The organism is Streptococcus sp. V869 (assembly GCF_054353515.1).
Window position 1 is genome coordinate 701549 of the sequence record NZ_JBTHHW010000001.1, and the last position, 26727, is coordinate 728275.

Here is a 26727-nt window from a genome sequence, read left to right on the forward strand (position 1 = left end):
TGACAATATATCTATATATGATACAATCAAAATAATAAGGTTCGCCTTAGAAATAAAATGAAAAATTAAAGAGGAGATAAAACAATGAAAAAAGTTTTATTAACAAGTGCATTAGCATTGTCAGCAATCGCTAGCGTTTCTTATGCAGCTACTGAAGTTCCTTCTATCCCAGGAGTAACTGCTTCAACTGCTGGGACAGTTACAAAGGCAAATGCTGCTAATAATCATAACAACCGTTTTGGTTTCGCAGTTTCTCCATTAAACAAGAGAGCTTTCAGTTTTGCAGGTGCTAAGACTTATCCAGCTAAGCCAGTTGCAGATACTGACGGTAAACCTTTGGATGATTCAACTCGTGAGTTTGGACACAACACTCGTTTTGGTGCAGGATTTAACGCTGCTAAATCAGCTACTCCAGCTCCAGCTAAGCCAGCTACTCCAGCTCCAGCTAAACCAGCTACTCCAGCTCCAGCTAAGCCAGCTACTCCAGCTCCAGAAATTGTTACAGAAGCAGGTGCTGCAAATAACCCCAACAACCGTTTTGGTTATGCTGTTTCAAAACAATATGACAAAGCTTACAGTGTATCAGGTGCTGAAACCTATCCAGCTAAACCAGTTGCAGGTACTGACGGAAAACCTTTGAATGATGCAACTCGTGAGTTTGGTAACAACACTCGCTTTGGTGCAGGATTCAATAAATAATCTTAGTAATTTACCTATTCTAGTTAATTTTTAACAAGTTAATTATAGGAGAAAATCATATTTGATTTTCTCCTTTTTCTTTTTCCAGAAATAAAATTTATATATTTATCTTTCTGTGTATACTTTAGCGTTATTATTTTTTTATGTACTTTAAATTACTTTACTTTCATATTTTTATCTGGAAAGAGAAATCCAATTCCCACGCAAGCCAGCACTCCAGCACCGATAACCAAACCACTTGAAAGTGGTAAGATATCCAGAATAGCATTTGCAATGATAAAAGCAATGATCAGGCACATGAGACTAGCCTTGTAATCTTTTTTCACTAGATTTTCAAGTGTAAAGAATAGAAATAGACCTACTGGAAAGAGGGCCCAGATGTTGACATCCAAACTTATCCATCCAACAAAACCAAAATACAAGACCGCTACTGCAATAACTAAAAATCCGATCCCTAATACTTTTTTCATAATATTACCTCATTTTCTAATTTGTTAGGAAGTTTTATCTCCCTTTGACGGCTACTACTATAACAGAAATAAAAAACTCAAACAACAACTTTTGTCTATGTGGTAGTCATGATAGACTATGTGGTCAAAATCTTATTAAAAGAAAAAAAGAAGTCCGAGAGGACTTCTTTCACACTGCCGATTGCAGGGATCGAACCTGTGACCTACGCGTTACGAGTGCGTTGCTCTACCAACTGAGCTAAATCGGAGATTACTCTTATAGTATAGCACTATAAGGAAGGATGTCAAGGAATTTTATCTCCATTAAAAAAAGCCTGTCCTAAGACGAGACTTTGAGTTTCTTCCTTTTACGAACCCGCACTTTCGTAGGCATCCAAGCCCCTGTCCCATAGTTTCAAAGAAATGACAAAGAAGACAAGGGAAATCAGAATCAAACCACCGATATTAAAGAGTCCATCCTTGCCCTGCAAGAAATAGCTGGCAGGATAGTAGGCCGTAAAGGCAAAAGGTACAATAAAGCTAATTAACCAACGAAGGAACGAATTGTAAATGGAAATCGGGTACTTGGCAAAATCATTAAACATATAGAAAATGTAAATCATGGCACCTGACTGCTTGGTCCAAAAAGCGATGCTGGCCGTTGCAATTTTCAAGGAAGTATAAATCAAGGTCGCAAAAGGAATACAAACTAGAAAAATCAGGAATTTGGGAAGAGTCCAAGCAATGCTAGTCGCCGTTGTCACTAGTAAAATTCCACCGACCAAAAGTTCACCCAAGGCATCAATCTGAAAGGTCTCAACGAGGATGTGAAAGAGAGGATTGATAGGACGAGTCAGATACTTGTCAAACTCCCCTTTTCGAACTAGTCGTTGACCTAAAGCCCAGAGATTGTCAAAAAAGAGATGATCTAATCCCTTTGGAATTAAGGAAAATCCATAGATAAAGGCAATCTCTTGAAAGGTCCAACCTTCTAGCGAGGGGATGTGTTGAAAGAGTACATTAAGAAACAAGAGGTTCAGGCCTTGAGTCAGAAAGACTCCCAACACACCAACCACAAAATCTACCTTGTATTCCATGATTTGCTTGATGTACTGTCTGATAAAAATCAGATGCATGCGTTGATATTTTTTCATACTAACCTCCCTGAATGGTGATGAATGACTGGACTCGTTTCCAAATCAACTGAGACAAGCCCACCATCACTATAAGCCAGAAAAGCTGAAGCAAAAGTGCTTGAAGAATCTGACTAGCATCGTATTTCCCAACAATAATCATGACTGGAGTGTAAATCAAGGATGAGAAAGGTAAGAAGGACAGAATATCTGAAATGACCTTTGGAAAGAAAGCCAAGGGAATCAAACTTCCTGACATAAAGGATACTAGTGAAGCTTTGAATACTTGAGAACCCCATAGATTTTTAAATATAAAGGCTGAAAATCCAAAACAGATATTAAAGAAAAAGTTAATCAGGTATGCCAGTGCTAAGCTAAAGAGATAAAGAATCGTTAATCCCAGTACTTCTACAATGCCTTGTCCAGATAAGATTTTCATCAAGACAATAACGCTTAAAAATGGCAGTCCAACAGAGATAAAAATCAACCACTTGGAACCAAGCTCGGTGAAAAGATAAGAGGCCGCAAAATGGACTGGTCTTAATAAGCGCATGATAATAGAGCCATCTTTTACCTCATCACCAATCATAAAGGAGCTATCTGACTCAGTTAATAAATTAGTCACAAAACTCATGATGATATAGAGGGTGATATCCGCCATGCTAAAGCCCTGAATCAAAGGCTCTTGCGAAGAATCAAAGACAGCCTTCCAGAGATAAAAGGCCACAAAAGCCCCCATGACATCGCCAATCCGATAAAGAAGAAAGTTTACTCGATAGGTAATCAACTCCTGAATCCCTGCATTGATAAAGGGTTTATAACGTCTCCACAATTTGACCATCTTAGAGCTCCTTTCGATAGAAGCGACGGATAATATCTTCAATATCCGTATCTACCATCTTCAAATCACGGACTTCAAAATCAGATAAGGTTTGCTTGATAATATCAGCTGATTGGTAGCGGGAACTATCAAATTCAATAGTCAGGTTATTTCCTTGTCTATCAATGGATATATCAGGTAAGCCTACATAATGAGAGACGAGATGACTTTGACCTGGCGTCAGATCGAAGGAGAGAGTCTTCATCTTGCCAAAGGTCTCCTTGAGCTGGCTCACCGTCCCATCAAAAATCTCCTGCCCCTTGTCAATCATAAAAATCCGATCACAGAGTTGCTCAATATCGCTCAAGTCGTGAGTGGTCAAGAGAATAGTTGTCTCTTCCTCCTGATTAATCTGGGTGATAGCACGTCGAATGTTATCCTTGACCGACACATCCAAACCAATAGTCGGCTCATCTAAAAAGAGAACTTTGGGATTGTGAAGCAAGGAAGCCGCAATATCCGCCCGCATCCGTTGCCCCAATGAAAGAGTCCGCACAGGATCCTTGATAAATTCCTTCAAATCCAAAACTTCATTCAAAAAGTCCATACGCTTATGGAAAAGCGAGTCTGGAACATCGTAAATCTCCTTCAAAACCGTGTAGGTCTCTTGCAGTGCCAAATCCCACCATAACTGGGTACGTTGTCCGAAAACGACTCCAATATCCTTGACATAATCTTGGCGATTATCCTGGGGAATCTTGCCGTTAATCCGACAAAAACCAGATGTCGGTTTCAAAATCCCTGTTAGCATTTTGATGGTTGTCGACTTCCCAGCACCATTAGCTCCGATAAAGCCTAGAATCTGCCCCTTGGGTACTTCAAAAGTCAAATCCTTGACCGCTTCAAAGGTCTGCTTTTCAGGATGAATAAAGGAACGCAAAGCCCCCTTCAAACCTGGCTCCTTTACTGTCTTCACAAAATTTTTCTGAAGATGTTTCACTTCAATCATTGCCATAAATCTCTCCCTATCACAAGGAATAGCAACATTGTATTTTTGACTACAAATATTCTAAATCCTTACTTTCTACACCTTCTCAATATTATTATAGAAGGCTTTATACCAACCTATTATAATCCAATAAAAAAAGGAATGCAAGCGTTTTCTTATAGATTATGAAATGTGAGATTTCTCTCTTAAAACACCCAAAAAACCTACCCTCAGGGGCAGGTTTATTGTTAATAAAAAATTTACGATTCTACTGTTAGTTCTTTAACATTTAATGATTGTCATTAATCCAAAATGATTTTTATCCCCTCAATTACTCTTTAAAAAATCTTCGATCTGAGAAACTATTTCATGACTTTGATAATGATAAAGGTCGTGTGGTACATCCATATAGATGACTTTCACATTAGACTGTTCACTAGCAAATTTCTCTGCGTAGCGCTGCCATTCAGATTGACTAAAGCTTGTATCTTGACCGTTAGAAACCAGTAGTAAGGTAGGGATTTTGGGATTGATGCTAGAGGGAACTTTCTTGGCATTTTCCTTTACCATACGGGATTCATGAAGCATAGCTTGTGATATCAACTGCTTATAAGCTAGGAGTTTATATTGTTGTCGTTCACTTTCTGTCAGAGTTGGATTTTTTATATAAAAGGACTCTGGGAAATAGCGTAACAAACCAATCTTGCTGCTCCAATAGGCCACGGTAAGCAAGGCTTGATTGTCCTTTAAATCCTCATAACTTGACGGCAATGCCCAATCCAGACCAACCAAGGCTTTCACTTCATCAGGATACTTTTCCTGCCAAGCCAGACTTTCAAGACTAGCCATAGAATGAGATAGAATAATAAAAGGACCAGTGATATTCGCTTGAGAAAGAGCTTGACGAGTCTCAGACAAAACTTCCATCACATCTCTGGATTGATTACTATCCTCGCTATAACCATAGCCAGCTCTCTCGACTACGACAATTTTATATTTTTTTGATAAGAAATCTGACACATTCTTAAAGTCCAATATTGGAGAGGCAATTCCAGCACCCGATAGAAACACTATTGTCTCTGGACCATCACCTTCAACGTAAACATTGATTTTGTGCCCATTAACGAGAACAGTTTTACCCATAGGAGTTAGAGAAGCTTGTTCCTTTTCTAAGCCGATACGATGAAAGATAAATGTTGCTACTAAAAACAAGATAAGGAAACTTAGAAGGACAAGGGCTGATTTTTTCAGTATTTTCATAGCATTATTGTACAAAAATAACACTCTTTTGGCAACTTTAGATTGGTTCTTATCCCGTACATTCTCTATAAATCCAGAAACAAAAAACCCACCTTCACAGGCGGGTTTCGTTTTATATTGTTCAGCTAGATTAAGCTTTACCTTCTGAACCGAATACGTCGATACGTTCTTCAACTGATGCTTGGATAGCTTTTACACCGTCAGCCAAGAATTTACGTGGGTCGAAGAGTTTCTTCTTGTCGTATTCTGCTTCGTTTGCTTCGTAGTCACGAGCAAATTTACGAGTTGCGTTAGCGAATGCGATTTGGCATTCAGTGTTAACGTTAACTTTAGCAACACCAAGTTTGATAGCTGCTTGGATTTGGTCATCAGGAATACCTGATCCACCGTGCAATACGATTGGGAATCCTGGTACAGCTTCAGTCAATTTTTGCAAGTGGTCAAGATGAAGACCTTTCCAGTTTGCAGGGTAAGGACCGTGGATGTTACCAATACCAGCTGCCAAGAAGTCGATACCAGTTGCAACCATTGCTTTAGCATCTTCGATTGGAGCCAATTCGCCATCACCGATGATTCCGTCTTCTTCACCACCGATAGTTCCAACTTCAGCTTCTACTGATACACCATTTGCATGCGCAAATTCTACAACTTTACGAGCTTTTTCAAGGTTTTCTTCAACTGGAAGATGTGAACCATCAAACATAACTGAAGTATAACCAACTTGAATACACTCAAGTGCATCTTCATAGTGACCGTGGTCAAGGTGGATAGCTACTGGTACAGTGATACCCATTGATTCTACAAGGTTAGCGATCAAGTTGCGAGCAACTTTGTAACCACCCATGTATTTAGCAGCACCCATTGAAGTTTGGATCAAAACTGGAGCTTTTTTAGCTTCTGCTGCGCGCAAGATAGCTTGAGTCCACTCAAGGTTGTTTGTGTTAAATCCACCAACTGCATAACCGTTGTCACGAGCTGCTTGGACAAATTTTTCTGCTGAAACGATTGCCATTTTATCAGGCCTCCTGTATATTTTTATGGGATATCCCATTTACATTGTTCATTTTATCACTTTTTGATAAAAAAATCTAGTTTTTCCCATACTTTAGATTGAATTTCTTCCAATCAGATTGATGTAAACCCTTTCTTAATCACTTTCCGGATTGACCTGTGGTAGCTTCATGAAAAATACTAAGTGATTCTCATCTCTTTCAAAATAATAGTCAATTTCTTCGTTCTCTAATAAACTCTTGACCACAAATAGTCCCAAACCAGCTCCCTTACTTTGGCGACTAGAAGCCGTAAAGGATTGTTCAAATTTATCTTGCTCTTCTGTTGTACAGGTGTTTTCAATAAAAAACCAGTCATCTTCTGTCCCAATTTTTAGATAGCCACCTTGGATAGAATGCTTCACCGCATTACTGATCAGATTTGAAAGAATCAGCTTGAGTACCGAAGGATTTAGATAAACCTTCTGGTTAGTCAACTGATTCTCAATAGAGATTTCTCTCTCCTTGGCTAACAAGTCATAATCCATCAATAGGAGATTGGTCATATCCAGAAGGTTGATTTGCTCCTTCTTATCTCGTAATTCTTGCACCGAAGAAAGGGATAAAATCTGCTGGACATGGTGGCTTAAATCATCCACGATCCCCAAAGAAACACCCAGATAATGGTCGCGATCTTTATAGCGACCTATGTTTGCTTGCATGTTTTCCAAAAGGATTTTCAGACTAGCAAGAGGTGTTTTCAGTTCATGGGAAGCTCCTCGCAAAAACTCAACCTTCATCTTTTCTAACTGGAGGATGGATTCATTTTTCTCATGCAAGTCCGCAATGACGGTCAAAAGATGCTGATAGAGACTATTGATTTGCTCCTTGAGATCCCCAATCTCATCCTTGGAATCCACGCGCAATCTCACTTCTGCATCCAAGTCCATCATCCTTCGAGTTACTCGCTTGATTTCCAATATCGGAGCTACGATAGTTCTGGCATAGATATATGCAATCAGGAGTGAAATCAGAAAAGAAGCTAACAGAGTATAGGGTAGGAATTGCAGACTCATATCTTCTGCTTCTTTCTGCAAATCCATAGAAGCAATAAACTGTATGGTCAAGGTCTGATCATCCTTAGATTGGACCTCTCTTTCCTCAATAACCAAGGAGGCCGTCTGTCGATCTCTATCAATTGGAAGATTGTCCTTGACTTCTAACTTATCCTGAGTCATTTCACCCTTGATGACTCCCTTTATATCGCTACTTTGAGAATAAAGTTCAAGTACTTCCTGGATAGTTTGACTGTCTTTTCCTTGAAGGGTTTGAGCAATTTCTGTTGACTTCTGTCCGATACTCTCCTGACGATGACTGAGATAGGTAGTAGGAAAGAGGAAATAGATGGCCAAATGCAAACAAATGACTAAGGTAGAAAATACCGAGAAGGTATAGATAAAAATCTTTTTAAATAACCCTGAACGTCTCATTTTCTCTCCAATTTATAACCAACATTGCGTACAGTAAGAATACAATCTAAATCCAATTTTTTCCGTAGTTCCTTGATATAGACATCGATCACTCTGTCAAAAGGAACCTCCTCTGTCATCTTCCATACAGCATCGATAATCTGCGACCGAGTTAAGGCTCGACCTTCATTTTTAACCAGATAGTCTAAAATTTCTAGTTCTTTTGCATTTACTGCAACTTCTTGACCTGCTACTTTAGCGCTATAACTGTCAAAGTCTACCTGGGTGTCCCTATAGGTAAAGATACGACTTACATCATAATAACGCTTAAAGATGGCATCCACTCGTACCTTTAACAAGGATAGGGAAAAAGGCTTCTCTAAGTATCCATCAGCCATGGATGCAAAGGCGCTCATCTTATATTCTTCGTCCTGAAAGGCTGTCAACATCAAGACTGGAACTTGGCTGCTTTTACGGATTTCTGACAAGACCTCTAAACCATTGAGTTTCGGCATTTGAATATCTAAGAGAACCAGGTCAACTTTGTGATTCGAAAATTGCTCTAATGCCTCACGGCCATCTGCTGCCTGAATGGTTTCATAGCCACAATCCGACAAATAGTCGCTAATTCCCTCGCGGATCATGTCTTCATCTTCTACAATTAGAATTTTCATATAAATCCTTTTCTATCAAAAATGCTACCTATATTATATCTCATTTGAATGAGAATAGGTAGCAGGTTTTTTATTCACTATCCAACAAGAGTTCTTTTGGTTGTTTAAAGAGGAGATTGCTTGAAGCAAGCGCCATAACAATTACTACAAGAACTAAAGCAAGTACAAAAACGATAGCAAAGTCAGAAGGTTGAATAGAAATATCCAGACTTGAAAGAGTTTTGCTAAAGCCGTCAACTTCTGCACCACCACCAAGATTGGAAGCTTGTGCAGCCTTACTTGCCTGCTTGGCCACATCTGATGTGACATTGGCAAGAACTGTATTTCCAATAGCACGAGCTGTATAGTTGGCTAGGAAGTAGGCTGAAATAAGAGCTGGAATAGCAATCATAATTGCTTCTATGATAAATTGTCCCAGAATACTTACTTGTTTAAGACCAATGGAAAGAAGAATTCCAACTTCTTTACGACGGGCATTAATCCATAGCGTGAGTAAGAGAGCCAGTAGAAGAACTGAGAAGCTCAAGCTACCCCAGAATAGGAGATTAGCCATCTTGTACATGCCTGAGATGGATTGTTCAAGAGCAGGATAGTTTGATGAACTCTTGATTAAGCTATACATCTTCCAGTTGATACCATTGATGGATCCTATTTCTTGCATGACCGTATCGAGGTTCTTATCCCCAGCTACAAAGAAGGTAGCATCTCCATAGATAGCTGTATCTTCTGTATATCCATAGAGTTGGGCAGCTGTGTGAATATCTGTGATTGCTGTATTCTCATATAGTTCCTGTGAGTAGGTCACAGCAGATTTGTTATGTCCATCAAAAAGTCCTTTGATCGTTACTTCTACTGTTTCCTTAGCTCCTTTTTCATTATCCGCATCGTAGATATTGGAGTTAAGTTTGACCTTGTCTCCTACCTTCCATCCATGCTTTTCTGCCAAATCTTTATGCATGAGAATTTGGTACTTGTCGTCATTTTTTAAATGCTCACCTTCAACCAGTTTATAAGAGCCTGATACAAACTTGTCTTCTTTAGAAGAGTCATTGACACCTGTTATCATCAAGCTACTTCCAAAACGTTGAGCTCGATCTGGCGTTAGATTTTTCTTGGTTTCAGGTGTCTCAATCAATTCGTAGCCTGTTAAATCACCGATAGCATTGATCCGTTTGATGTAAGATTCGATGGCCTTATTTTCAGTAATTTTTTTAATATCTTCACCCTTGATATTCCCTGCACCACGTGGAGTTCCTTGGTTGACCCTGCGGTTGATTTGCATGGAGAAACTATTGGTGATATTCTTAAAGGTTTCTTGAGAAGCCTTGGCTGTCGCACCCTTGATAGACAAGCCGACCAAACTCAAACTAGCCATCAAGAGAATGATGAGAAAGATCACAAGCGACTTAAAAAATTTTCTTGTGACATAGGCAAATGCGTTGTGTAACATAAGATTCCTTTCTAGATTTACTTCACTTACATATATTTAAAAGATTTAGTTACTTTTTTTTCTTGTTTCAGTCAGCTTTTTATCCTTCAATTCCAGTGTAATATCTGACGCCTGTGCTACTTCCTTACTGTGGGTCACAACGATCACACACTTGCCTGTTTTCTCAGCAAGAGATTTGAGGAGTTCGATGATATCCCCAGCTGTCTTAGGATCTAGGTTTCCGGTTGGTTCATCCGCTAAAATCACTGGTGCTTCAGATACAAGGCTACGAGCAATGGCAACACGTTGTTGCTGCCCACCTGATAATTGGAGAACATTCCGCTTGATTTGACTTTCATCTAAACCAAGTTCAAGAAGGGTGTCCTTGCTAGCTTTTTTATTAACCAAGCGGATATTTTCCAATGGAGAAAGATAATCAATCAAGTTATAGTTTTGGAAAACCAAAGAGATATGGTGCATGCGATGATAAGAATAACCTTGTTCACGAATATCCTTGCCTTCGAATAAGATAGCTCCTTCGACTGGGCTATCAAGTCCTGCTAATAGAGATAAGAGTGTTGACTTCCCAGCTCCTGATTCTCCAATAATACTATAAAACTTGCCAGGTTCAAAATCGTAATTGATTTTATATAAGACTGCTTCTGCAGTATTTTTATAACGATAAGTAAGATCTTGTAATTGTAGTAAAGTCATGATTTCTCCTTCATTAACTAATAGATGATAAGATTTCTTTCGGTGATTTTCTAAATAAAAATAGGAAACAAAATGCAACTGACAAGCAGCTAATTATAAGAAGGAAAATATAAGATTCTCCAAATGATAGAAGACTTGTTGAAAGATTCGTTGCTTTTGCCAGCGTATCTTGTAGGGCAGCTTGGTCGCCACTTGCTAGTACAGTCTTCAAGAGATAGGAAGTAATGGCATTTCCAGCCACAAATGCCGGCAGAATAGATGCCAATGAAACTATGACGACTTCCAGGCAGAATTGGCTAAAGATTGCTATTTTCCCTTTACCTAGTGCCAATAAAATACCAACCTCGTAGACTCGCTCTCGTAACCAAAGTGACAAGACCAAGATCAGCGCTCCTACACCAGCAATCATAATGCCATAGAGGAAAATCTGTAGGAAGGTTTGGAAGGTCGAAACTGAATCCTTGATTTGTTCAAAAGCCTTATTTTCCTTTTCAACTTGATAACCTTTCGTTTCCAGAGATAACTTTTCAACCTCTTGAATGATACTATCCATATCTTTTGGATTTTCTAAATAAAAACGAGCGGCGCTAACTTGAGCTTCCTTATTTCCAAGAAGGGTTTGGCTACTTTCGTAGTCTGTATAGACCGTGTTTTCACTAAAATCTGACGAAAGACCAGTGAATTTTTCTTGCTTCTTACCTGAGAAAATACCCACGATTTCATAGTCTATCCTTTGTCCACTATTTCCTTCAACTTGTCCAGAATTTAAGTTAATCTTATCTCCTAGCTTTAGATTGTTTTTCTTAGCTAAATCTTCGTGGATTAAGATTTTTTTACTGTCCCCTTTTTCGAGATGTCTTCCTTCTTTAAGACTAAAGGCGGAGCTTGTAAAAGAAACATCCTTGGAAGAATCTTCTAATGCAATTAAACTGATAAGATTTTTTTCAGCTTCTGTCAAATCATCCCTTTGGATACTTTGTTCTCCAGTAACAACTTCTTTGTCAGTTAACTTGGCTATTGTTTCTAGCTCAGGTGAAATCTTCTCAAGCCCCTTTATGTTTTTAAGGTCATCTAGTTGAGACAGTTGAAAGGTCTGATCTGCTTCTATTCTTTTAATCGAAAAAGATGTATTCAATGAGCGATAGAGATTATTTTCTACTGCTTTGTTGGACTTCATAAGCGTCAAACAAGCTGATATTCCAGCCAATAAGACAAATAGAATCAAGAATAATATGAGACTTCTCAGTCGTTTTCTGCTGACGTAAGCCCAAGCTCTTTGAGTGGGATTCATATAGCACCTCCATATTTGTAAAACCATTATAATATTCAAATATGAAATGTTTATGAAATACCAAAAAAAGAGCAAATAAAATTTGCCCTCAAATTGTAAAAAAATAAAAAGCTAGCCAAAGCTAGCTCATCTACTATGCGGAGAGAGGGACTTGAACCCTCACGACCTAAAGCGGTCACAGGATCCTTAGTCCTGCGCGTCTGCCAATTCCGCCATCCCCGCGTCGATTACTTTACTAGTATATCAACTTTAAAAAAAAATGTCAATACTTTCTTCAGATTTTTTCATCTTGAAATGTATTATTCTGCAATTTCAAGCAAATTTTCATCAACCAATTTCGCACCAAGTGTATTCTTAAAATGTCCAAGTGCAAAGGCATGATTTTCAGGCCAAATGGATGCAACTGCTGGTTTCACAACTTCTATCTGATAACCAAGATTATAAGCATCAATCGCCGTATGCAAGACACAGATATCTGTAAGAACTCCTGTCAAAATGACTGTATCTACCCTACGCTCTCTGAGACGAATATCCAAATCGGTCCCAGAAAATGCTGAATAGTGACGCTTATCCATCCAGAAAACACGGCTATCATCAGCATATTCCTGATAGAACTCGGCTAGTTTGCCATACAAGTTTCGTCCACTAGTCCCAATAATATTATGTGGCGGGAATAGTTTACTTTCAGGATGAAAAACATCATTTTCTTCATGGGCATCGATGGTAAAAAAGATATAATCTCCACGTTCAAAAGCCTTTTGGGTCACCCCATATATATCATCAGATATTGCTTGAGCAGGAGCGCCCGCAGTCAGTTTCCCATGATCTGCTACAAAATCTTCTGTATAGTCAATAGAAATTAGTGCCTTAGCCATTAATAGTCCCTCTTTTTCACTTCTTCAAAAATATCTGGAATTAGAACTTTGAGATAGGTTCCTTTCATACCAAGAGAACGACTCTCAATAATCCCTGCCGATTCGAGTTTACGAAGAGCATTGACAATCACCGAACGTGTAATACCGATACGATCTGCAATGATAGAAGCTGTCAATTGACCTTCATTACCATTTAGTTCTCCTAAAATAGCTGATACTGCTCGCAATTCAGAATAAGAAAGAGTATTAACTGCCATAGTGACTGCCGTACGACGACGAATATTTTTCTCATCTTCCTCACGTTGGAAGTTCAAGAGTTGAATTCCTACTACTGTACTGGCAATCTCAACCAGAATCAAATCATCTTCTTCAAACTTTTTATCATTACGCCAAATAATCAATGAACCCAAGCGAATACCAGAGACATGGATTGGAGCAATCGTTGTCAAACCATCTGGGAAATCAGAACGACTCTCAGTTGGGAAAATTGTCAAATCATGCTCTACTGGAAGATTGGCCTCCGTATCGTAGATCATGTTCGCACCTTGCACATAATCTTCTGGGAAAGTCTTTGATTGGAAGAATTGCTCTACTCGGTCATTATTAGTTTTGTAGCGCATAAAGTAGCCCAACAAACGACCCTTGCTATTCACAATACAAGCGTTACAGTCAATAATATCTGCTAATTGACGTGTAATGGCATTATAAGGAAGCTCATCTTGTAATTGCTCCTCCGAACGCTTTAAAATTGATGTGATTTTTCTTGTTTTTTCTAATAAATGTGCCATTTTTTACCTCGCATATAATCGCTTTCATTATATCATAAAATTCTGACTTTTTCAACAATTATCTGAAAATTGTTTATTGAATTGCAATTCAAGTGTATTCGAAAATTTTTCCTATTTTTTATAATTTTCTTATTGACAGCTTCCTGACTTTTTGATAGAATAATATTACAAGATAACAAATTTATAAATACAAACTTCTCGTATTACTTTTTCATATGACTCTCGGTCTCCTTATATATAAAAGCGATCCACCTCAGTGAACCGCTTTTTTTGTTATTTATCTCCTTTGTTACGAATAACAAAGCCTGTTTTCTTCTCGCTTGAAGTATTGCGTGGTTTTTTAGAATCCTTACGGTAACGCTTCTCTTTATCAAAGCGATCCTTTGAACGTCCACCTTTACGATAGTCATCACGACGTCCATTGCCACGGCGATCACGGTCTCGACGGTCATCCCCACGACGACCTCCTCGACCACCCTTGCCTTTGCCACCGAAGCCACCACCAGATGGTTTAAATGGTAACGGTTTTTCACGTGCAATCTCAACCTCAGGAAGACTATCTGGGTCTTGAACAGTTAAGCTGAGGATATACATGGCCAATTCTTCAGGACTGAATTCTGAGGCCAATTGACGAGCATCCTTGCCAAACTTCTCAAAGTTGCTACGAATCTCCTCATTCGCAAAATCACGTTCAATTTTCTTAAGAGCTACTTGCTTCTTAGCTTGGAAGGCTTCTTCTGCACTTGCCGGCTTGAGACCTTTCATACGTTTCTTAGTCAAGTTCTCAATGATTTGTAGATAACCCATTTCATTAGGTGAAACGAAGGTAATAGACTGACCTGACTTACCTGCACGTCCTGTACGGCCAATACGGTGAACATAACTCTCAGGGTCTTGTGGGATATCGTAGTTGTAGACATGAGTCACACCTGAAATATCCAAACCACGAGCAGCTACGTCTGTTGCAACGAGGACATCAAGATTGCCATTTTTAAAATCACGAAGGACACGAAGACGTTTGTTTTGGTCCAAATCTCCATGGATCCCTTCTGCACGGAAACCACGGATTTTAAGCCCACGAGTTAACTCGTCTACACGACGTTTGGTACGACCGAAGACAATAGACAACTCAGGTTGATCAACATCCATGAGACGAGTCATGGTGTCGAATTTTTCTTGTTCTTTAACACGGATATAGTACTGGTCTACTAATTCTGTTGTTAATTCTTTGGCAGCAATCTTCACATGCTCAGGTTCTTTCATGAACTGAACACCAATACATTTGATAGCATCTGGCATAGTCGCTGAAAAGAGCAAGGTTTGACGATTTTCTGGTACACGAGAGATGATATCTTCAATATCTTCAAGGAATCCCATGTTCAGCATTTCATCTGCTTCGTCTAAAATCAAGGTTTCAATATCATGCAATTTCAAGGCCTTGCGTTTAATCAAGTCAAGTAAACGTCCCGGTGTTCCTACAACGATGTGAGCACCTGATTTAAGAGCCTTGATTTGTTTTTCAATACTTGAACCACCGTATACTGAACGGACTTTCACACCTTTACTACGGCCAAATCGGAAAAGCTCTTCTTGACTTTGAACAGCCAGTTCACGAGTTGGGGCAATCACCAAAGCTTGGATAGTTGCTTCTTCTGTACGAATTTTTTCAAGGGTTGGTAAGCCAAAGGCTGCTGTTTTCCCTGTACCAGTCTGTGCTTGACCGATAACATCTTTTCCCTCAAGAGCCAAAGGAATAGTTTGCTCTTGGATAGGACTTGCTTCTACAAATCCTGCTTTTTCAATTTCTGCTAATAAATCAGCAGAAAGATTAAATTCATTAAATTTCACGTTATTCTTCTTTCTAAAGGTGGTGCGAAGCCACCCTATAGCGCTTAATTTATACTTTTCTTTTCATGACGGTTTTTCATATCTTTATATGAAAGATCGTGTTGCTTCTTTTCCACTAAAGAAAAGTACTGCTTTCTTTGCAACTTATCTAGTATATCACAAGAGAGGGCCAAAAGATAGTCTAACCACTTGATTAAAACATGTAAACGATTTTTCTATTTTTTGAACTTGATTCCCGAAAGCTTTCGTTAGACTATTTTAGTCCAATATTTTTTCCCGTAGCAGATTTGTGCAAAAGTTTTTTTCTTGTGCTAGAATGAAATCAAATAGGAGGATTTAAAAATGTTAACATACGATTTAATTGTAATTGGATTTGGTAAAGCCGGTAAGACTTTGGCTGCTAAGATGAATGCGGCTGGTAAGAAAGTTGCTGTCATCGAGCGCAGTAAAGCGATGTATGGTGGTATTTGCATTAATTTTGCTTGTATCCCAACCAAGACTATGATTGTAGCAGCTGAAAAGGGCTGGTCATTTGACGATACCATGAAAGAGCGTGGTGCGGTGACTGGTCGTCTTAACGCTAAGAATTATAAAATGTTGGCAGACAATGGCGTTGATGTCATTGATGCAGAGGCACATTTCGTGTCAAATAAGGTCATCGAAGTAGTGGCTGGTGATGACCGCCAAGAGCTTACGGCTGAAACTATTGTCATCAATACAGGTGCTGTGTCTAATGTCTTGCCGATTCCTGGGTTGACAACAACTGAGCATGTCTACGATTCAACTGGTATTCAAACCCTTGAAGCCTTGCCAAAACGTTTAGGTGTCTTAGGTGGTGGTAATATCGGTCTTGAATTTGCTGGCCTTTATAACCGTTTGGGTAGCCAAGTGACTGTCTTGGATGCAGCGACTAGCTTCTTGCCACGTGTGGAGCCATCTATTGCTAAGTTGGCTAAGGAATACATGGAAGAGGACGGCATTGTCTTTGAGCAAGGTGTTAAAACTTTCGAAGTTAAGAATGACGGTGATGAAGTTGTCGTTGTTACTGATAAAGGAGACTTCCGTTTTGATGCACTCCTTTATGCGACAGGACGCAAGCCTAATATTGAACCTCTTCACTTGGAAAACACCGATATTGCCTTGACTGAGCGTGGTGGTATCCAGGTTAATAAGCATTTGGAAACAAGCGTTCCAGGTGTCTTTGCAGTAGGTGATGTCAATGGTGGTCTTCAATTCACTTATATTTCATTAGATGATTTCCGTATTGTCTTTAATTACTTGACAGGGGATGGTAGCTATAATCTTGAAACACGTGGAGCTGTTCCAACCGCTATGTTCCTCAACCCACCCTTGGCACAAGTTGGTCTTACTGAAGACCAAGCCAGAGCAGCAGGTGGACCAGTTGCTGTCAAGGAACTTCCAGTTGCTGGCATGCCTCGTGGTCATGTTAATGGCGATTTGCGAGGTGCCTTCAAAGCTGTGGTAAACCCTGAAACTAAGGAAATCTTGGGTGTGACCCTCTTTGGTCAAGAATCTCATGAAATTATCAATTTGATTACTCTTGCTATGAACCATCATATCCCATACACAGATTTGGCTAAACAAATCTTTACTCACCCAACTATGGCTGAGAACCTAAACGATTTGTTTGCGATTTAATACTCTTCGAAAATCAAATTCAAACCACGTCAGCTTCACCTTGCCGTACTCAAGTACTACCTACGGCTAGCTTCCTAGTTTGCTCTTTGATTTTCATTGAGTATAATTTTAGAAAGCAGCCCTCGTCGGGCTGTTTTTTCTTCACTGAAATCTCAAATCTATCTTTTCTAGCTTTTATGATATAATAGAAACATGAAATTAAAAACAACTTTGGGCCTTCTAGCTGGGCGTTCTTCTCACTTTATCTTGAGTCGTATTGGACGTGGAAGTACACTACCTGGAAAACTTGCCCTTCAATTTGATAAAGATATTTTACAGAATTTAGCGAAGAACTACGAGATTGTTGTGGTCACTGGTACCAATGGAAAAACCTTGACAACCGCTCTCACTGTCGGTATCCTTAAGGAAATTTATGGTCAAGTTTTAACTAATCCAAGTGGTGCCAACATGATCACAGGGATTACAACGACTTTCTTGACTGCAAAATCTTCAAAAACGGGAAAAAATATTGCAGTGCTTGAAATCGATGAAGCTAGTCTCTCACGTATCTGTGACTACATCCAGCCTAGTCTTTTCGTCATCACCAATATCTTCCGCGATCAGATGGACCGCTACGGAGAGATTTATACGACCTACAATATGATTTTGGATGCTATTCGAAAAGTTCCTACTGCTACTGTCCTCCTTAACGGTGACAGTCCACTTTTCTACAAGCCTGCAATTCCAAATCCTGTTCAGTATTTTGGTTTTGATTTGGAAAAAGGTCCAGCAAAACTTGCTCACTACAATACTGAAGGTATTCTCTGCCCAGACTGTCAAAGTATTTTGAAATATGAACTCAATACTTATGCCAACTTGGGAGCCTATATTTGTAAAAATTGTGGATGTAAACGCCCTGACTTGGATTACCGTCTGACAGAATTGGTTGAGTTAACCAACAATCGTTCGCGATTTGTTATTGACGGCCAAGAATACGCTATCCAAATCGGTGGACTTTATAATATCTATAATGCTCTGGCTGCGGTTGCTATTGCTCGATACCTTGGTGCTGATTCTCAACTGATTAAACAAGGATTTGACAAGAGTCGTGCTGTTTTTGGACGCCAAGAAACCTTCCATATCGGTGACAAGGAATGCACACTGGTTCTTATTAAAAACCCTGTTGGTACGACACAAGCTATTGAAATGATAAAACTAGCTCCTTATCCGTTTAGCCTTTCTGTTCTCCTCAATGCGAATTATGCAGACGGAATTGATACCAGCTGGATTTGGGATGCTGATTTTGAACAAATTACTGAGATGGATATCCCAGAAATCAACGCCGGTGGCGTACGTCATTCTGAAATCGCTCGTCGTCTTCGAGTAACTGGTTATCCAGCTGATAAAATCACTGAAACAAGTAGTCTGGAACAAGTTCTTAAAAAGATCGAAGCCCAAGACTGCAAACATGCTTATATCCTTGCGACCTACACAGCTATGCTTGAATTCCGAGAATTACTAGCTAATCGTCAGATTGTTAGAAAGGAGATGAACTAATGGTTTATACTTCACTTTCCTCAAAAGACGGTAACTATCCTTACCAGCTAAATATCGCCCACCTCTATGGTAACCTCATGAATACCTACGGAGATAATGGGAATATCCTCATGCTCAAGTACGTAGCTGAAAAGCTTGGTGCCCATGTGACAGTTGACATCGTTTCTCTCCATGATGATTTTGATGAGAACTACTATGATATTGCCTTTTTTGGTGGTGGTCAAGACTTTGAACAGAGCATCATTGCTGGTGATTTACCTGCTAAAAAAGATAATATTGACAACTTTATCCAAAATGATGGTGTTGTCCTTGCTATCTGCGGTGGCTTCCAACTATTAGGCCAATACTATATTGAAGCTTCTGGAAGACGTATCGAAGGTCTAGGTGTCATGGGACACTACACTCTCAATCAAACTAACAACCGCTTTATCGGTGACATTAAAATTCATAACGAAGAATTCGATGAAACCTACTATGGCTTTGAAAATCACCAAGGGCGTACCTTCCTCTCAGATGACCAAAAACCACTCGGTCAGGTTGTTTACGGAAATGGAAATAATGAAGAAAAAATCGGTGAAGGTGTTCACTATAAAAATGTTTTCGGTTCTTATTTCCACGGACCTATTTTATCCCGTAATGCAAATCTAGCCTACCGTTTGGTCACTACTGCCCTCAAGAAAAAATATGGTCAGGACATTGTCCTTCCAGCTTATGAAGATATCCTTAACCAAGAAGTCGCTGAAGAATATAGTGATGTGAAAAGCAAGGCAGAATTCAACTAATCTTTCTATTCCAACATGCTATTAGCTGTTGGAATTTTTTTAGGCTCTTTTCCCCTTCTCTCTTGCATTTTCTACTAATTTTTGCAAAAATAGAGGGGTAGAAAGAAGGTAACATATGTCTAAATTACAACAAATTGTAACATATCTCGAATCTGAAAAGTTAGACGTCGCAGTCGTATCTGACCCCGTCACTATCAATTACCTCACTGGTTTTTACAGTGATCCACACGAACGCCAAATGTTCCTCTTTGTCCTTGGAGACCAGGAACCACTTCTCTTTGTCCCAGCCCTTGAAGTTGAGCGAGCAACTAGCACTGTTTCATTCCCGGTTGTTGGTTATGTAGACTCTGAAAACCCTTGGAAAAAAATCCAAAACGCCTTGCCACAACTTGATTTCAAACGTGTCGCAGTTGAGTTTGACAACCTTATTTTGACTAAATACCATGGTTTAAAATCTGTCTTTGAAACTGCTGAATTTGAAAACTTGACTCCACTAATCCAGCGTATGCGCTTGATCAAGTCAGCTGACGAAGTTCAAAAGATGATGGTAGCAGGTGTCTATGCAGACAAGTCTGTCAAAGTTGGTTTTGACAATATCTCTCTTGATAATACTGAAACTGATATTATCGCACAGATTGATTTTGCCATGAAACGCGAAGGCTATGAAATGAGTTTTGATACTATGGTTTTGACAGGTGATAACGCTGCAAATCCACACGGTATTCCTGGAGCCAATAAGGTTGAAAACAATGCCCTTCTCCTCTTTGACCTCGGTGTAATGGTGAATGGTTATGCATCAGATATGACTCGTACAGTCGCTGTCGGTAAACCTGATCAATTCAAGAAAGACATTTACAACTTGACTCTGGAAGCTCAACAAGCTGCCCTTGACTTTATCAAACCTGGTGTGACTGCGCATGAAGTAGACCGCGCAGCTCGTGAAGTGATTGAAAAAGCTGGCTACGGTGAATACTTCAACCACCGTCTCGGCCACGGTATTGGTATGGACGTCCACGAATTCCCTTCAATCATGGAAGGAAATGATATGGTCATCGAAGAAGGTATGTGCTTCTCAGTTGAACCTGGTATCTACATCCCTGGTAAAGTCGGTGTCCGCATCGAAGACTGTGGTGTTGTGACCAAAGACGGCTTTGACCTCTTTACAAGTACCAGCAAAGATTTGCTTTACTTTGATTAAGCTAAATCATTTACGATAAAAAAAGGACGAGATATAAAATCTCGTCCTTTTCTGATATTTAGTTTCTCATTTCTATGCTCAGGGTAAAAAGGTCCCCCGGACCTTCTTCGCTTTCTCATTTCTAGTCTCAGGGTAAAAACACTATACTCATAAACATTGAGAAAACAACAGTTCCCTCTAATTTCATGACGCAGTCGCTGTCTGGCTTGAAATGCACTTTAGCAAGTTTTTTCAAGCCTAGTCAGCCTTGCGGGGGTGAGACAACGAAATCGAACTCTTTGAGTTACCGGACCTTCCTCGCTTCTCTATTTTCATGCTCGGGCTAAAAAAGTCCCCCGGACTTTTTTACTCCCAAAACGTATCAAACACTGTGATTGGTAGGTGGCGTTTGTGTTGGCCTTTGTACCACCATTTTTCAATGGTTGCTTGGGCTTCTGGGCTTACTTGTTTACCTTCGAGGTAATCATCAATTTCATTGTAAGTGACTCCCAAGGCTACTTCGTCTGCAATGCCTGGTTTTTCTTCTTCCAAATCTGCTGTTGGAACTTTTTCATAGAGGGCTGGATCAGCTCCAAGCTCCTTCAAGAGTTGTTTTCCTTGGCGTTTATTGAGGCGATAGAGTGGGAGAATATCTGCACCACCGTCACCAAACTTGGTAAAGAAACCTGTGATATTTTCCGCAGCATGGTCCGTCCCGATAACAGCTCCGCTATGAGCACCTGCAAGGGCATATTGGGCAATCATTCGGCTACGAGCCTTGATATTTCCTTTGTTAAAATCGGAAACTGCACTCCCTGTTGCTTCTACAGCCACTGCCATAGCATCTACAGACTCTTTAATGTTGACTACCAAACTAACATCTGGCTGAATAAAAGCTAGGGCTTTTTGAGCATCATCCTCGTCAGCTTGCACCCCATAAGGCAGGCGAACTGCGATGAATTTATAACTATCATCCCCTGTTTCAGCTCTCATTTCTTCTATAGCTAGTTGAGCCAAGCGTCCTGCCAAGGTCGAGTCTTGTCCTCCAGAAATACCCAATACAAAAGTTTTTAGGAAAGGATGTTTCTTTAAATATCTTTTTAGAAAGTCAATCGAACGACGGATTTCTTCCTTGGCGTCAATCACTGGTTTTACACCTAGTTGCTGGATAATGGTCTCTTGCAAACTCATTCTTCTTCTCCTTCGCCTAGAGCTTCCTTACGCATCTTATCAATCAAGTCCATCTTGTCTTGCCATACGTCACGAGCCAAGTCCACAGGATAATGTTGTGGGTTCAGTACGCGTTTGTATTCATCCCAGAGCTTATCAAATTCCTTACGAGCATAGGCTTGAATTTCAGGCAGACTTGGTAAGTCATAAACCAGCTTACCTTCCTTGAAAATGTCTACCAAGAGTGGAACAGCATCAAAATTACGGACAGTTTTCTTGATGTAAGTATAGGTTGGATGGAACATCTTGATTTCAGTCATGCTAGCAACATCGACACCATCATAGGTAATATAGTCACCTTCTGACTTGCCTTTTTCACGACTGGTGATGCGCCAAACTTGTTTCTTACCTGGTGTTGAAACTTTCTCTGCATTATTTGAAAGTTTAATGGTATTGCGCATATGACCATTCTCATCTTCAATAGCAACAACTTTGTAAACTGCTCCAAGTGCTGGTTGGTCATAAGCAGTGATGAGTTTAGTACCTACACCCCAGACGTCAATCTTAGCTTTTTGCATCTTGAGGTTAAGGATGGTATTTTCATCAAGATCATTGGATGCATAGATCTTAGCATCCGTAAATCCTGCTTCATCCAGTTGTTGACGAACTTTTTTAGAGATATAGGCCATATCTCCAGAGTCAATACGGACACCAAGGAAATTAATCTTGTCACCAAGTTCACGCGCAACCTGAATCGCTGCTGGAACACCGATGCGAAGAGTATCGTATGTATCTACTAGAAAGACACAGTTTTTGTGCGTTGAGGCATAAGCCTTGAAAGCCTGATAATCATTTCCATAAACTTGTACTAAAGCATGGGCATGAGTCCCTAAAACCGGAATACCAAAGAGCTTCCCTGCGCGTACATTACTAGTTCCATTGGCACCACCAATAACAGCCGCACGAGTCCCCCAGATAGCCGCATCCATTTCTTGCGCACGACGTGTTCCGAATTCCATCAAAGGTTCATCATCAATGACTGAACGAATACGAGCCGCCTTAGTCGCAATCAAGGTTTGAAAGTTGACGATATTCAAGAGGGCTGTTTCAACTAATTGACACTGAGCCAAAGGACCTTCCACTTGAACAATCGGTTCATTGGCAAATACCAAGTCTCCTTCTTGAGCAGAACGTACAGTCAATTCCAACTTGAGATTACGGAGATATTCCAAGAAGGCACCATGATAACCAAGTGATTCCAAATAAGCAATATCGCTCTCAGAAAAGCGCAGGTTTTCTAAGTAGTTCACAATTCGTTCCAAACCTGCAAATACAGCATAACCGTTTTTGAAAGGTTGTTGGCGGAAAAAAACTTCAAAAACTGCTTTCTTGTTATGAATGCCTTGGTCGAAGTAAACCTGCATCATGTTAATCTGATACAAATCTGTGTGCAAAGTTAAACTGTCATCTGGGTACATATACTGTCCTTCTTCCCTATTTGTAAAAAGATGAAAATGTTTCTTCTTTTCTCATAATTTAGTACTATTATAACACAATTTATCGATATTGATAAAAAGCTAACAAGCTATTCCATGCTCTCGAGCTTATCCATATCTTTTTCATACTTTTTCTGAGCCCATTCACCATAACTTTTTAATCCTAAGTTTCCAATAAAGACCCAAGGAAGATAGAGGAGATATGTAATGACCCATGCATAAATATACTTAATATGTAGAGGGTTGTGCTGATAAATTTCGATATTGAACTGGTAGTTCTGTAGCATCAAGGTAGCTGTAATCACTAGAGTTAATAGTAGGCAACCTAAAATTGTAAAATGAAAACGACTATAGTAGGTCACACCGAGATTGCGAGCACGATTGATAAAGTAAAAATTCCCTATGATAATAATAGCGAGAAGCATGCTAGGATTAAAAAAGCTTGGTGCTAACACTGATATGAAATAAGCTAGAAACAATAATCCGATAGAAATATGAAAACTCTCTGCACCAGCTTTATTCATCAGTTGTTCTTCTCTTTCATCCAATAATTGATAATAATAAAATCTATTTTTCATCTTCTTCCTCCCAAAATAATTGATCTAAAGTTTTCCCTAAGCATCTACAAATGGATTGGCAAAGGGAAAGACTAGGATTGTATTTCCCAGCTTCTATTAAACCGATAGTTTGTCTAGTCACACCCACAGCTTCTGCCAAGTCACCTTGTGTCAGTTCAAGCTCCACTCGAGCGAGTTTTAATTTTAAATTCTTAGCCACTTCTTACCTCCTTTTAGATTTAAAAAAGTTTCGCTTCTTTCCAAGTTCATTATATCATATAATTTACATTATGCAATATATATCTGTCATTTTGTACGATTTTTTTAACAAAAACTCTCTACCAGCTAAATGATAGAGAGTTTTCAGCTTATTCAAATTTTTTCAAAATATCTACAACGTCACTTCTCTGTTTGACTTGATAGGCTTTGATGCCTAAACTTTCAGCCATGTTAGTGTTGTCTGCTATATCATCAAGAAAGACACAATTTGCTGGATCCAACTGATATTTACGGAGGATTTCTTCAAACATTTTTCGATCAGGTTTGATGACCTTAATATCACAAGAAAGGACGAAACCATCTAAAATCTTTTCTAGAGGTGCTAGTTGATCTTTCAATAATTCATAAAAAACTGGTGAGGTATTAGATAGGACAAAAATACGATGGCCTTTTTCCTTTAAACGTGCAAGAAGCGGAAAGACTTCCGTGTAAATATCGATATAGGCAGGCCAGTTCCAAATGACTTCTTCAACCTTTTTCTGATAGCAATCTCCTAATAGGGAAAGAACCTTATCAACCAATTCTTCTCGAATCAAGGTCCCCAGGTCCAACCTTTCCCATAGTCCCGACTGAAAAATAGCCTTGTCTAATATCAGATAATCTTTCTGGGTTTTAGCTACAGCTTTCAAAATCTTATCCTTGTTCCATTCCAGTAGAACATTACCCATATCCAGTATGATCTCCATCAACCTACCTCCATCATTATGTGAACAATCTCTTTAAGCGTCCAATGTCTGTTTATAAATCTTTTTGATAATAGTGCCTTTGTCCAGTGCAGGGATAGTCTTTTAAGGTAAAGACTTCCTGGTAATCATGTTTCTGATAGAAGGCTGGCGCTTGAAACTGATACGTATTCACAAAAACGTAGCGACAATTTCTATTCTTAGCTTCACTTTCTGCTCGCTGCAATAGTTGGGAACCAATTCCTTGTCCTCGCAAGTCATCCTTCACAAACAAATACTCAATTTCTAACCAATTCCCGAAAGTCTCTGCTACTAAGCCAGCTAGGAGTTGACCTTGTTCATCTTCGATATAAAGATTAAGTGGCTCGCTTTCAGCAGCTTCCCTTTTGGAACGATTATAAGAGCGAACCAACTCTCCGATTTTTTGCGCTTTCTGAGACTCTGTATTCTCCAATCGAATGTGCATCCAAACCTCCTCGAAGATACTCATAACTTGATTATAGCCCTATTTCCAAGGCCTGTCAAACTAGAAAACTCACCAACCTGAGTTGATGAGCTTCTGACTTATTTTCTAAACTTCCATTGGCTGTAAATCCCAAAAGCAACAATCCAGATTGCTGAACCTCTAGCTCCCATTACAGTTGATTCTTGTAAGAAGAGAGTTCCAAATACAAAGATAAAGAAGAGTATAGTCAGAGGATTTAGCAAGCGATATTGGGGCATGAGATAGCCATCTGCCATAAAGTCCATAGACTTACGATATTTGAGATGGGCTACCATGATCAAGATGTAGATAGCGATATAAACACCTGATGAAGAAGCTGTAATCAAAGCAAAGGCATCTGATACGCCAGGAAGTACATTGATGAAGGCAGCAAAACCAATCAATACGGCAGAAGCAATGATTGCATTCTGAGGAACGTTGTGGCGTGAGAGAGTATCTGCCTTAATAGCCTTCAAGAAACGATTGGGTGAATCATGGGCAATTTGATACAAGTGACGACCTGTTGAGTAAAGGGTTGAATTCAAGGCTGAAGCTGCTGAAGTCAAGACAACAAAGTTAATCAAAGCAGCCGCCCACTTAAGTCCAACAAGTTCAAATACCGTTACAAATGGTGAATCTGCTGCAGAAAGCTCACGCCAAGGAATAATAGACATAATAGCTAAGAGAGCTCCACCGTAGAAAAAGATAATTCGCAAAGGAATTTCCTTAACAGCCTTAGGCAATACTTTTCTTGGATCCTTAGTTTCAGATGTAGTAACACCGATAAATTCAATCATCAAGTAGGCAAAGAAAACCATCTGGAAGGCCATGACAAAGTTCATACCACCATTTGGGAAAAGGGAGAAATGCTCACTGATATTTGTCAGGCTTGCTGAACCATAAGGAGTTTCAAAGCCGGTCAAAACCATAAAAACACCTGTCGCAATCATGGCAAGAATAGCCACAATTTTAATCATGGCAAACCAAAATTCTACTTCTCCAAAGATTTTAACAGCAATCAGATTGACCAGTCCTAAAATTGTTAGAAAAACAACCTGAATCAACCAAGATGGCCAGGATGGAAACCAAAACTGAACATAGTGAGAGATGGCTGTTATTTCAGCCATTCCGATAAAGATCACCGATAACCAATAAGACCAAACTGAGAAATAGCCCCAGCCCTTACCTAGATAACGAGTAATAAAATTGATAAAGGTATGTTGCTCTGGGTCCTGGTACAACATCTCTCCGATAGCTCGCATCATGAGATACATAAAACCACCCGTAATCATATAGACAAGGACAATCGAAGGTCCCGTTAAACTAATAGAGCGACCAGCTCCCAAAAATAGTCCAGTCCCAATTGTTCCCGCAATGGCCATCACCTGAACGTGACGATTGGTTAATCCACGTTCCATTTTACTTTTCTTTTTATGTTTATTTTCTGAATTCATCTAGTCTCCTCAAGTTTTTAGAAT

At 39.5% G+C, this 26727-nt stretch carries 26 protein-coding genes and 2 tRNA genes; 5 read left to right on the forward strand and 23 right to left on the reverse strand.

Annotated elements, in window-relative coordinates:
• The first annotated feature begins 84 nt into the window (after window positions 1–84).
• Window positions 85–699, forward strand: coding sequence for a hypothetical protein (locus tag ACXYSN_RS03455; protein ID WP_458636165.1), 615 nt, complete (start codon window positions 85–87; stop codon window positions 697–699).
• Between the two features lie 155 nt (window positions 700–854).
• Here ACXYSN_RS03455 and ACXYSN_RS03460 read toward each other — a convergent pair whose 3' ends face one another.
• The 16 genes from ACXYSN_RS03460 to ACXYSN_RS03535 form a co-directional block, all read right to left on the reverse strand.
• On the reverse strand, window positions 855–1169 hold the full coding sequence (locus ACXYSN_RS03460) for a hypothetical protein (protein ID WP_458636166.1): 315 nt from the start codon (window positions 1167–1169) through the stop codon (window positions 855–857).
• A gap of 175 nt (window positions 1170–1344) precedes the next feature.
• Window positions 1345–1416: transfer RNA gene (locus tag ACXYSN_RS03465), tRNA-Thr, on the reverse strand.
• 100 nt (window positions 1417–1516) lie between these two features.
• On the reverse strand, window positions 1517–2302 hold the full coding sequence (locus tag ACXYSN_RS03470; protein ID WP_458636167.1) for an ABC transporter permease: 786 nt from the start codon (window positions 2300–2302) through the stop codon (window positions 1517–1519).
• Window position 2303: 1 nt separating this feature from the next.
• Window positions 2304–3122, reverse strand: a complete 819-nt coding sequence (locus ACXYSN_RS03475) for an ABC transporter permease (RefSeq protein WP_045613968.1) — start codon at window positions 3120–3122, stop codon at window positions 2304–2306.
• Between the two features lies 1 nt (window position 3123).
• Window positions 3124–4116 carry an ABC transporter ATP-binding protein gene (locus ACXYSN_RS03480; RefSeq protein WP_458636168.1) on the reverse strand — a complete coding sequence of 331 codons (993 nt, stop codon included), beginning with the start codon at window positions 4114–4116 and terminating at the stop codon, window positions 3124–3126.
• A gap of 300 nt (window positions 4117–4416) precedes the next feature.
• Entirely contained in the window at window positions 4417–5349 is a 933-nt protein-coding gene (locus tag ACXYSN_RS03485; protein WP_458636169.1) for an alpha/beta hydrolase, read from the reverse strand.
• 130 nt (window positions 5350–5479) lie between these two features.
• Window positions 5480–6361: a class II fructose-bisphosphate aldolase gene (locus tag ACXYSN_RS03490; RefSeq protein ID WP_001019005.1), complete on the reverse strand. Its 882-nt coding sequence runs from the start codon at window positions 6359–6361 to the stop codon at window positions 5480–5482.
• Between the two features lie 135 nt (window positions 6362–6496).
• Entirely contained in the window at window positions 6497–7828 is a 1332-nt protein-coding gene (gene vncS / locus ACXYSN_RS03495) for a sensor histidine kinase VncS (protein ID WP_458636170.1), read from the reverse strand.
• The gene (locus ACXYSN_RS03500; RefSeq protein ID WP_458636171.1) at window positions 7825–8481 is read right to left on the reverse strand and encodes a response regulator transcription factor; all 657 of its coding nucleotides are present in this window, start codon (window positions 8479–8481) and stop codon (window positions 7825–7827) included. Before ACXYSN_RS03500 ends, vncS begins: the two co-directional genes overlap by 4 nt.
• 70 nt (window positions 8482–8551) lie before the next feature.
• The gene (gene vex3 / locus ACXYSN_RS03505; protein ID WP_458636172.1) at window positions 8552–9931 is read right to left on the reverse strand and encodes an ABC transporter permease subunit Vex3; all 1380 of its coding nucleotides are present in this window, start codon (window positions 9929–9931) and stop codon (window positions 8552–8554) included.
• 45 nt (window positions 9932–9976) lie between these two features.
• A complete protein-coding gene (vex2, locus tag ACXYSN_RS03510) occupies window positions 9977–10624 on the reverse strand; it encodes an ABC transporter ATP-binding subunit Vex2 (RefSeq protein ID WP_235083981.1) in 648 nt (215 codons plus the stop codon).
• Between the two features lie 13 nt (window positions 10625–10637).
• A complete protein-coding gene (locus ACXYSN_RS03515) occupies window positions 10638–11915 on the reverse strand; it encodes an ABC transporter permease (RefSeq protein WP_458636173.1) in 1278 nt (425 codons plus the stop codon).
• 136 nt (window positions 11916–12051) lie between these two features.
• Window positions 12052–12137: transfer RNA gene (locus tag ACXYSN_RS03520), tRNA-Leu, on the reverse strand.
• A 77-nt stretch (window positions 12138–12214) separates the two neighbouring features.
• The gene (locus ACXYSN_RS03525) at window positions 12215–12790 is read right to left on the reverse strand and encodes a cysteine hydrolase family protein (protein WP_142557803.1); all 576 of its coding nucleotides are present in this window, start codon (window positions 12788–12790) and stop codon (window positions 12215–12217) included.
• Window positions 12790–13578, reverse strand: coding sequence for a GTP-sensing pleiotropic transcriptional regulator CodY (codY, locus tag ACXYSN_RS03530; RefSeq protein WP_458636174.1), 789 nt, complete (start codon window positions 13576–13578; stop codon window positions 12790–12792). Before codY ends, ACXYSN_RS03525 begins: the two co-directional genes overlap by 1 nt.
• Before the next feature lie 273 nt (window positions 13579–13851).
• Window positions 13852–15426 carry a DEAD/DEAH box helicase gene (locus tag ACXYSN_RS03535; protein ID WP_458636175.1) on the reverse strand — a complete coding sequence of 525 codons (1575 nt, stop codon included), beginning with the start codon at window positions 15424–15426 and terminating at the stop codon, window positions 13852–13854.
• A gap of 342 nt (window positions 15427–15768) precedes the next feature.
• Between ACXYSN_RS03535 and ACXYSN_RS03540 the strand changes: the two genes are divergently transcribed.
• The 4 genes from ACXYSN_RS03540 to ACXYSN_RS03555 all read left to right on the forward strand — a co-directional run bounded on the left by ACXYSN_RS03540 (window position 15769) and on the right by ACXYSN_RS03555 (window position 20601).
• On the forward strand, window positions 15769–17085 hold the full coding sequence (locus ACXYSN_RS03540) for an FAD-containing oxidoreductase (protein WP_458636176.1): 1317 nt from the start codon (window positions 15769–15771) through the stop codon (window positions 17083–17085).
• A 192-nt stretch (window positions 17086–17277) separates the two neighbouring features.
• Window positions 17278–18621 (forward strand): lipid II isoglutaminyl synthase subunit MurT, encoded by a 1344-nt coding sequence (gene murT, locus ACXYSN_RS03545; RefSeq protein WP_458636177.1) that lies wholly within the window; start codon window positions 17278–17280, stop codon window positions 18619–18621.
• A complete protein-coding gene (gatD, locus tag ACXYSN_RS03550) occupies window positions 18621–19403 on the forward strand; it encodes a lipid II isoglutaminyl synthase subunit GatD (protein WP_458636178.1) in 783 nt (260 codons plus the stop codon). The genes murT and gatD overlap by 1 nt, the downstream gene beginning before the upstream one ends.
• Before the next feature lie 115 nt (window positions 19404–19518).
• Window positions 19519–20601, forward strand: coding sequence for a M24 family metallopeptidase (locus tag ACXYSN_RS03555; protein ID WP_303942374.1), 1083 nt, complete (start codon window positions 19519–19521; stop codon window positions 20599–20601).
• 345 nt (window positions 20602–20946) lie between these two features.
• Here ACXYSN_RS03555 and nadE read toward each other — a convergent pair whose 3' ends face one another.
• From nadE to ACXYSN_RS03590, 7 genes are all read right to left on the reverse strand, one after another.
• Window positions 20947–21771: an ammonia-dependent NAD(+) synthetase gene (nadE, locus tag ACXYSN_RS03560; protein ID WP_458625158.1), complete on the reverse strand. Its 825-nt coding sequence runs from the start codon at window positions 21769–21771 to the stop codon at window positions 20947–20949.
• Window positions 21768–23228, reverse strand: a complete 1461-nt coding sequence (locus ACXYSN_RS03565; protein ID WP_006150417.1) for a nicotinate phosphoribosyltransferase — start codon at window positions 23226–23228, stop codon at window positions 21768–21770. The genes nadE and ACXYSN_RS03565 overlap by 4 nt, the downstream gene beginning before the upstream one ends.
• A 107-nt stretch (window positions 23229–23335) precedes the next feature.
• Entirely contained in the window at window positions 23336–23824 is a 489-nt protein-coding gene (locus ACXYSN_RS03570) for a DUF6773 family protein (protein WP_414353865.1), read from the reverse strand.
• Entirely contained in the window at window positions 23814–24023 is a 210-nt protein-coding gene (locus ACXYSN_RS03575) for a helix-turn-helix transcriptional regulator (protein WP_006150074.1), read from the reverse strand. The genes ACXYSN_RS03570 and ACXYSN_RS03575 overlap by 11 nt, the downstream gene beginning before the upstream one ends.
• 148 nt (window positions 24024–24171) lie before the next feature.
• A complete protein-coding gene (locus ACXYSN_RS03580) occupies window positions 24172–24768 on the reverse strand; it encodes an HAD family hydrolase (RefSeq protein ID WP_458636179.1) in 597 nt (198 codons plus the stop codon).
• Between the two features lie 52 nt (window positions 24769–24820).
• Window positions 24821–25231, reverse strand: a complete 411-nt coding sequence (locus tag ACXYSN_RS03585) for a GNAT family N-acetyltransferase (protein ID WP_458636180.1) — start codon at window positions 25229–25231, stop codon at window positions 24821–24823.
• Window positions 25232–25329: 98 nt separating this feature from the next.
• Window positions 25330–26703 (reverse strand): amino acid permease, encoded by a 1374-nt coding sequence (locus ACXYSN_RS03590; RefSeq protein ID WP_458636181.1) that lies wholly within the window; start codon window positions 26701–26703, stop codon window positions 25330–25332.
• Window positions 26704–26727 lie beyond the last annotated feature (24 nt).

Coding starts and splice junctions, on each gene's coding strand:
- ACXYSN_RS03525 (WP_142557803.1), bottom strand. CDS start 12,790: ATGGCTAAGGCACTAATTTCTATTGACTATACAGAAGATTTTGTAGCA.
- ACXYSN_RS03470 (WP_458636167.1), bottom strand. CDS start 2,302: ATGAAAAAATATCAACGCATGCATCTGATTTTTATCAGACAGTACATC.
- vncS (WP_458636170.1), bottom strand. CDS start 7,828: ATGAGACGTTCAGGGTTATTTAAAAAGATTTTTATCTATACCTTCTCG.
- ACXYSN_RS03460 (WP_458636166.1), bottom strand. CDS start 1,169: ATGAAAAAAGTATTAGGGATCGGATTTTTAGTTATTGCAGTAGCGGTC.
- ACXYSN_RS03480 (WP_458636168.1), bottom strand. CDS start 4,116: ATGGCAATGATTGAAGTGAAACATCTTCAGAAAAATTTTGTGAAGACA.
- codY (WP_458636174.1), bottom strand. CDS start 13,578: ATGGCACATTTATTAGAAAAAACAAGAAAAATCACATCAATTTTAAAG.
- ACXYSN_RS03580 (WP_458636179.1), bottom strand. CDS start 24,768: ATGGAGATCATACTGGATATGGGTAATGTTCTACTGGAATGGAACAAG.
- ACXYSN_RS03455 (WP_458636165.1), top strand. CDS start 85: ATGAAAAAAGTTTTATTAACAAGTGCATTAGCATTGTCAGCAATCGCT.
- ACXYSN_RS03570 (WP_414353865.1), bottom strand. CDS start 23,824: ATGAAAAATAGATTTTATTATTATCAATTATTGGATGAAAGAGAAGAA.
- murT (WP_458636177.1), top strand. CDS start 17,278: ATGAAATTAAAAACAACTTTGGGCCTTCTAGCTGGGCGTTCTTCTCAC.
- ACXYSN_RS03555 (WP_303942374.1), top strand. CDS start 19,519: ATGTCTAAATTACAACAAATTGTAACATATCTCGAATCTGAAAAGTTA.
- nadE (WP_458625158.1), bottom strand. CDS start 21,771: ATGAGTTTGCAAGAGACCATTATCCAGCAACTAGGTGTAAAACCAGTG.
- ACXYSN_RS03590 (WP_458636181.1), bottom strand. CDS start 26,703: ATGAATTCAGAAAATAAACATAAAAAGAAAAGTAAAATGGAACGTGGA.
- ACXYSN_RS03500 (WP_458636171.1), bottom strand. CDS start 8,481: ATGAAAATTCTAATTGTAGAAGATGAAGACATGATCCGCGAGGGAATT.
- ACXYSN_RS03490 (WP_001019005.1), bottom strand. CDS start 6,361: ATGGCAATCGTTTCAGCAGAAAAATTTGTCCAAGCAGCTCGTGACAAC.
- vex3 (WP_458636172.1), bottom strand. CDS start 9,931: ATGTTACACAACGCATTTGCCTATGTCACAAGAAAATTTTTTAAGTCG.
- ACXYSN_RS03565 (WP_006150417.1), bottom strand. CDS start 23,228: ATGTACCCAGATGACAGTTTAACTTTGCACACAGATTTGTATCAGATT.
- ACXYSN_RS03515 (WP_458636173.1), bottom strand. CDS start 11,915: ATGAATCCCACTCAAAGAGCTTGGGCTTACGTCAGCAGAAAACGACTG.
- ACXYSN_RS03585 (WP_458636180.1), bottom strand. CDS start 25,231: ATGCACATTCGATTGGAGAATACAGAGTCTCAGAAAGCGCAAAAAATC.
- vex2 (WP_235083981.1), bottom strand. CDS start 10,624: ATGACTTTACTACAATTACAAGATCTTACTTATCGTTATAAAAATACT.
- ACXYSN_RS03540 (WP_458636176.1), top strand. CDS start 15,769: ATGTTAACATACGATTTAATTGTAATTGGATTTGGTAAAGCCGGTAAG.
- ACXYSN_RS03485 (WP_458636169.1), bottom strand. CDS start 5,349: ATGAAAATACTGAAAAAATCAGCCCTTGTCCTTCTAAGTTTCCTTATC.
- gatD (WP_458636178.1), top strand. CDS start 18,621: ATGGTTTATACTTCACTTTCCTCAAAAGACGGTAACTATCCTTACCAG.
- ACXYSN_RS03475 (WP_045613968.1), bottom strand. CDS start 3,122: ATGGTCAAATTGTGGAGACGTTATAAACCCTTTATCAATGCAGGGATT.